Raw genomic sequence first — 6,026 nt, forward strand, 5'->3', positions numbered from 1 at the left:
GGCAAGAATTTGAATTAGAACTTGAAGAACCCACCCCCTTTAACTGGGACATTCCCACTCCGACTTCGCCAATGCCAGATCCGGCAACTCATCCTGCCTGTGTGGGTTGTATCAACTATAATGGTACTGCTTATAGCGGCAACCTTTTAGTTTGCGGAATGCACCCCTACGGCTCCACTAGCGATACCTGTGGCGATTGGGAAGGCGAGAACAATCACGATCTCAATTAGGGTTTGAGTTGCTGCGGAGATCTTTACCCCACCCCAGCCCTCCCTTTATAAAGGGGAGGGCTGGGGTGGGGTAACACCTTTATCGTTCTAAAAATCAAATTATCAATTATCAACTACCAATTACATGAGTCAGACGAATCCAGAATCAGTTGTAACAAACCCCGTCGAGATGAAATATGGGGAGCGGGAAATTATCGATGGCGAACTGATTACGTTCCCTAATCCTCGATTGGGAAGACGGTACAATGTTGAGATTAGTTTGCCAGAATTTACCTGTAAATGTCCTTTTTCTGGTTATCCTGATTTTGCCACAATTGGGATTATCTATGTGCCAGACCAAAAAGTAGTCGAACTCAAGGCATTGAAACTATATATCAATAGTTACCGCGATCGATATATTTCCCATGAGGAAGTAACTAATCAGATCTTAGATGATTTTGTAAGCATCGCCGATCCGCATCAGATTACCGTGAGGGCTGATTTTTCCCCACGAGGTAATGTCCATATGGTCGTAGAAGTCAAGCACGAAAAATAGTATTTTGGACTACTCAAGATGGGGATAAAATGTCCTTAAAACGTAGGGTAGAGGCAATTCATGAAGCGGCTCGCGCACGCCTTTGTTCCCCGACGGTTTAGCGAGACAAGACAGCGGCGGTTTTATTCGGAGGTTCCCACCGAATAAAAAAACCGACAAGACAATGCCCCTACCCGATATTTCAGGGATGATTTTTAAAGTAAATCAGCTCTGAATTCAGCAACACCTAATTTTTGAAAATCTACTTCTCCGGTTCTTTACAATATTGAGTCAATCCTGTAGCGAGATCTCGCTCGGGGCTGAAAATATTTCTAGATTTTCGCAATCCTTCGTGAACCTTAGTAGATTTTTTTTCTTTAATACTGGCAACAAGTTGTTTGTTGATTTCAGTGGCACCTTGGTACATCGTCAAAAACTGATTTTTATAAGTCTTCAGCTTTTCATCACTAATATTGACTGAAGTTAGATCTTTGGTTGCTTTATCAAAAATTTCGACGAGTTTTTCGATCGTCTGGACATCGCCTTTAGTCCCAGACTCAGTAGTAGTTTTCGTCTCGATCACTGTTTGATTGACTACTTTAATCACACTGGCACACTGAGTTACCTTGTCACTAGTACAGCTTACCACCAAAAAACTAGCGGCGATCGCCATTACAACAATCCCAACCTGCTGCACTCTAAATTTCATTCACCCTACCTCACAACACACACACGAATGTTCTTCATCTTAGCTGATAACCGTTAAATTAAATCGTAAGCAAGAGCATCACTCTCAAATCCACTATCCACTGTCTTGAAAAGGTGGTCTACTTGGGGCGAGTGCGGTCTTGGGGTTTCCCCAAGTGGAGCACCTCGCTGGAAACCCCAAGACCACTGGGCGGGTCACCCGACCAGCAGCACTTTTCGCTATCCACTAATTTAAAACTGGTCTTTACGCCCGCGAATTCGCGCAAAGGTTTCTACGGCATCATTACTAGCTACACTAGCCTGTAGTGCCCCTACATCCCATCTGAGAAAAGGATTAGTACGTTTTTCAATCCCAAGTAAAGTGGGTACAGTGGGAATCAGCTTGCGACGCGATTCTGTCACATCAACTAGTCGCTGTTGAAGTTCGCGATTGTCAGGATCGACGGTGATGGCAAATTTGAGATTGCCCAATGTATACTCATGCGCGCACCAGATCCGCGTATTATCGGGCAACTGTCGCAGCTTAGTCATCGATCCGACCATTTGGGCTGGAGTACCCTCAAATAGTCTGCCACAACCGCCAGCAAAGATGGTATCGCCACAAAACAGCTCACCAGGGACATCGCTCTCGACGGGCGGGAAATAATAGGCAATATGAGCGCGAGTATGTCCAGGGATAAATAATACCTCACCGATGCGTTGGCGGAGTCTATCCCCTGGATAATCTCCAAACTGGACTCGATCGCCATCGACCAAGTATACTTGTTGTCCAGGAATTCGACCCCGATCTTCCGCGCCTCCATATACGCGCACGTCAGGAAATGCGGCGATTAATTCTTTATTCCCACCCACATGATCGCCGTGATGATGGGTATTAAAAATTGCCACTAGTTCGACTTGCTGACGGGCCAATTCTGCCAGTACTGGTGCCGCTTCCGCCGGATCGACAACTGCGGCAATTTTGAGTTCGAGATCGACCATCAAAAAGATATAGTTGTCAGCTAAAACGGGGATACGAATGATTTCCATCGGGAAGAAATGTTAGTGCTTATCTGTTCTATTTTAGGCGTTAGTCTCGATCGAATCCCATCTGATATTTACGCCCAAGATTACTAGCTCCCTAGTTTATGAGACCATTCTCATCAGATCGAGGGCTAGGAGTCGGGCTAGGGTTGAGTTGTTGTTCCCATTGCTGAATGAAACTTTGGGCGGAACTGTAAGCAGAAGTGCTGTCGGGAATGACTTTGGCGATCGAAATTGCCCTGCGGATATCACTGGTAGCAATGCTTTGAGCTACTTCCAACATTTGACCGCCCCAATTATCCATCGCCGATCTTGCTTGGGAACGGAGAGAGGAACTCTTTGGTACTCGTGCTGCTGCGCGGATCGCCCCTAGCAGTGATTCAGGCGTACCAGTATCTGCCAACTTTTGGGCAGCAGCTAAATTATTCGCAGCTTGAAGTTGGGCTTGCCAATCGCTCACTCGCTCTTGACGTTGGGCGGACATCGCTCGTCCCGAGCCAATCCGTTGCGCCATAACTATCGCCGCATTGAGATCGCCACTACTGGCCAAACTTTCGGCTTGTTCGAGGATCGGTCCATCTTCAGCGCGTTGAATATCCGCCGTCCACTGCTGAATTTTTTGTTTAGCTTGGGGATAGAGAGCGCGTCCGGGGCGAATTTGGCTCAATTGAACGATCGCATTTTGGACTCCTTCGACGGTATTGTCCGCAGCGAGGGTGTCGGCTGCTTGCATGTATGGTGTATCTTGAACCGTCTCAATTTGCCTACGCCATTCGGTGACGACTTGGGCGGCTTCTTTACCGCGAGGATTGCTCGTAGGGATGTGTTGCGCTTCGGTAATCGCAGTTTGGAGATCTGGAACACTTCCAGTCGCCGCAACGCTCCGAGCGCGTTGGAGTGCCGCGAGATCTTGAATTTCCAGTTGCCAACTGGTTAAGAATTTCTGAGATCGCTGGTACATGGGGCTATCAGTCTTAATACCTTGAACTAGAGATATCGCTGTCTCTAGTTCGGAAATATTGCCATTTTTTGCATGAGACTGGGCTTGGGAAATACTGATGAGATCCTGAATTTCGGTTTTAATCTCTGGGACTTCAGGGGTTTGGTTGGCGATTTCGAGGGCACCTTTCCAGTCGTTATTCTGAAGTTTAACTTTCGCGAGGTTGAGCATCTGTTTGGCGGCTGTCCCAGTGATATTCTGGGCTTCAGTATGCGCAAAACTTTTCGGATCGATTTTGCTGGCCATCGCCACTACTTTGAGTAGAGTTTTCACCGAGGTGCTTTTAACTAATTGACGCGCTTCATCTAATTGAGCACTGTCAACTTTAGCAATTTGAACTAAGTCGGCTAATTCTTGATATTTAGTCGTCGCCCAATAGCGATTGTTTAAACGAGTTAATTTAACAGCTACTGAGTAGGCATTTACCCACTTTGAGCTATTTAATAGTGCCCTAGTTTCTCGATCAAATGCTACCCCTTTGTTCCAAGTTTCTTGCCATTGCCCCAATCGTCTGGCAACAATCTTATAAGCAGGAACATTGTTCGGCACTGTTTTTGCCGCATTAACTGCTTCATCATAATTGCCATCTTGATAAGTCGATTCCGCTAGTCGCAAAATGGAGAGCGACCAACGCTGAACATTGCTATCGACATAGCTGCGGGTTGGATCGTTGGGTGCGATCTCTTTGACTAGATTCAGTGCTGAAACTAAATCCCGTAGGGTTTGCTTACTGGCGGCTAATTGTCCGCAATAAACCCTGAGGGATGCCGAGGACATCGGCACGAATATTTCGGGGCAATTTGGTACTGCTTTGGGATTTAGTAATAAGCCTACAGCTAGATAAACTAGCCCAGCCGAAATTCCGAGGGTAATAATTGCCCAGAATACCCAACTGCGGATAAACGACAGTCGCAACCATTTGGGCATCTGGTTCACTAATTGCTTAGTGAGTTGGTTTGCCTGTTCAAAATCAAAGCGGGAGTTTGGTTTTGCCAAAACTTGAAGAATCCTACGACTGTTACTTTGTAATCAGAAGATGACAAAATACCCTGAAGCTCTAAAGTACCATAGCACTTTATGAATAGCAAGGCAATAAGTTAAGGGTTAGGGCAGTGATGCCGATCGATCTGGGTGGAGCACAATTACAGATATTTCTGGACGACAATTGAATCTGGCTTGAGGTAAGCCACTGGTGCCTACGCCCGAACTAACATATAGTTGCGTCTCACCGATAGTGTACAGTCCACTAATATATTTCTTTGCCAATAAAGCGGTGACTCTAGGTAACAATGGCAGTACTATCTGTCCGCCGTGGGAATGTCCTGAAAGTTGCAGTCCAAATCGATCTGTAGCAGCAGCGATATCGACGAAATCTGGTTCGTGAGCTAGTAAAATATTAGTCCCAGTTTGAGGTAATTGTGAAATTGTCAGGGGGAGATTTGCCCGCTCGAAATATACATCATCAACGCCAGCAATATTTAACTTATGGCCGTGTCTGTCGATCGAATAGACAGCATTATTCAAGAAGTTAACTTTACCGTTGGAGAAAGCGCGTTCGATCGCAATATTATGATCTTCCTCTCGATCGTGGTTGCCCATAATTGCCACGACTCCATCAGTTGCTTGAAGTTGACTAAAAGTACTGGCTAGCATTGCTTCTGCCTTGCTTGCACTGTCGGTAACATAGTCACCAGTTAGCGCGATCAGATCCGGTTGCTGTCGATTGGCGATATTAGCAACTTTTGCTAACTGTTGACGGTCCATAATACCCGATCGAGCGTGAAGATCCGACAGTTGAACTATTCTATATCCTTCAAAAACTGGGTTCAATCCGGCGATGGTGATATCGATCGTTTTAATCTCAAACCAGCGGGGTTCGACACCACGAGCATAAACACTGGTAGCAAATAAAATCGCGATCGCGACTAGCAAAAATTTAATCGATTTGTGCCGTAATCTTTGCCAGCGCGTCATTATCATGCTTATGCTTGTAAGTATACACCTCTAGTATTCCCACCAACCTAAGTTAATTAACCCTTGCCACCGGCTCAATTTCAATTCGTCTATGTTGGCAAATCGATTGGTAAAATTACCAAGTTAGTACTACAGATCCCCGACTTCTCGAAGAATTCAGGGATCGGAGATCGACTCAAAATCCGTAACTGACGATCGAATTACAACATCACAGAATTAATCCGCTCCCAGAATTGCTGGTAAACTGTGGGATGGAGAATATCAACAAAATTTAAGTTCAATGGAAATCGGTCAACAAGTCAAAGTTTATCGCCTCAGAGACAAGGTATCGAACGGCGTTGTGAGTAAACTAGGTAAAGTAGGTACTGTGAAAGAATTCAAAATGACTGACGGTAGCGGTGTTGGTGCCGTCGTCGAATTTGAAGACAAGACTAGCACCTGGTTTTTTGAAGATGAACTCAAAGTTGTAGAATAATATGCCCCAAATTCTCACCTTCCTTGGTAAAGGCGGTTCCGGTCGTACTACGGTAGCGATCGCCGCCGCCAAACAACAAGCTAACCTCGGTCGGCGAGTATT

Annotated in this window: 6 protein-coding genes and 1 pseudogene; 3 read left to right on the forward strand and 4 right to left on the reverse strand. The window is 45.7% G+C overall.

The window, feature by feature from the left end; genetic code table 11:
- Window positions 1-230: pseudogene (locus RMO55_RS11950) on the forward strand (hypothetical protein); the annotation flags it as partial.
- A gap of 124 nt (window positions 231-354) precedes the next feature.
- Window positions 355-765: a preQ(1) synthase gene (queF, locus tag RMO55_RS11955; protein WP_310426797.1), complete on the forward strand. Its 411-nt coding sequence runs from the start codon at window positions 355-357 to the stop codon at window positions 763-765.
- Between the two features lie 241 nt (window positions 766-1,006).
- Here the strand turns inward: queF and RMO55_RS11960 are convergent, their stop codons facing one another.
- From RMO55_RS11960 to RMO55_RS11975, 4 genes are all read right to left on the reverse strand, one after another.
- Window positions 1,007-1,453 carry a hypothetical protein gene (locus RMO55_RS11960; RefSeq protein ID WP_310426798.1) on the reverse strand — a complete coding sequence of 149 codons (447 nt, stop codon included), beginning with the start codon at window positions 1,451-1,453 and terminating at the stop codon, window positions 1,007-1,009.
- Between the two features lie 230 nt (window positions 1,454-1,683).
- Entirely contained in the window at window positions 1,684-2,481 is a 798-nt protein-coding gene (gene gloB / locus RMO55_RS11965) for a hydroxyacylglutathione hydrolase (protein WP_310426800.1), read from the reverse strand.
- A gap of 91 nt (window positions 2,482-2,572) precedes the next feature.
- Complete coding sequence (locus tag RMO55_RS11970; RefSeq protein ID WP_310426801.1) at window positions 2,573-4,471, reverse strand: chromosome segregation ATPase; 1,899 nt, start codon at window positions 4,469-4,471, stop codon at window positions 2,573-2,575.
- Window positions 4,472-4,579: 108 nt separating this feature from the next.
- The gene (locus RMO55_RS11975; protein WP_310426803.1) at window positions 4,580-5,449 is read right to left on the reverse strand and encodes a metallophosphoesterase; all 870 of its coding nucleotides are present in this window, start codon (window positions 5,447-5,449) and stop codon (window positions 4,580-4,582) included.
- A 280-nt stretch (window positions 5,450-5,729) separates the two neighbouring features.
- Here RMO55_RS11975 and RMO55_RS11980 point away from each other — a divergent pair, with 280 nt between their 5' ends.
- A complete protein-coding gene (locus tag RMO55_RS11980) occupies window positions 5,730-5,924 on the forward strand; it encodes a DUF2862 domain-containing protein (protein ID WP_310426804.1) in 195 nt (64 codons plus the stop codon).
- Window positions 5,925-6,026: the final 102 nt, after the last annotated feature.

The organism is Chamaesiphon sp. VAR_48_metabat_135_sub (genome assembly GCF_031418915.1).
Classification (GTDB): domain Bacteria; phylum Cyanobacteriota; class Cyanobacteriia; order Cyanobacteriales; family Chamaesiphonaceae; genus Chamaesiphon.

Coding starts and splice junctions, on each gene's coding strand:
- RMO55_RS11980 (WP_310426804.1), top strand. CDS start 5,730: ATGGAAATCGGTCAACAAGTCAAAGTTTATCGCCTCAGAGACAAGGTA.
- RMO55_RS11960 (WP_310426798.1), bottom strand. CDS start 1,453: ATGAAATTTAGAGTGCAGCAGGTTGGGATTGTTGTAATGGCGATCGCC.
- queF (WP_310426797.1), top strand. CDS start 355: ATGAGTCAGACGAATCCAGAATCAGTTGTAACAAACCCCGTCGAGATG.
- RMO55_RS11975 (WP_310426803.1), bottom strand. CDS start 5,449: ATGACGCGCTGGCAAAGATTACGGCACAAATCGATTAAATTTTTGCTA.
- gloB (WP_310426800.1), bottom strand. CDS start 2,481: ATGGAAATCATTCGTATCCCCGTTTTAGCTGACAACTATATCTTTTTG.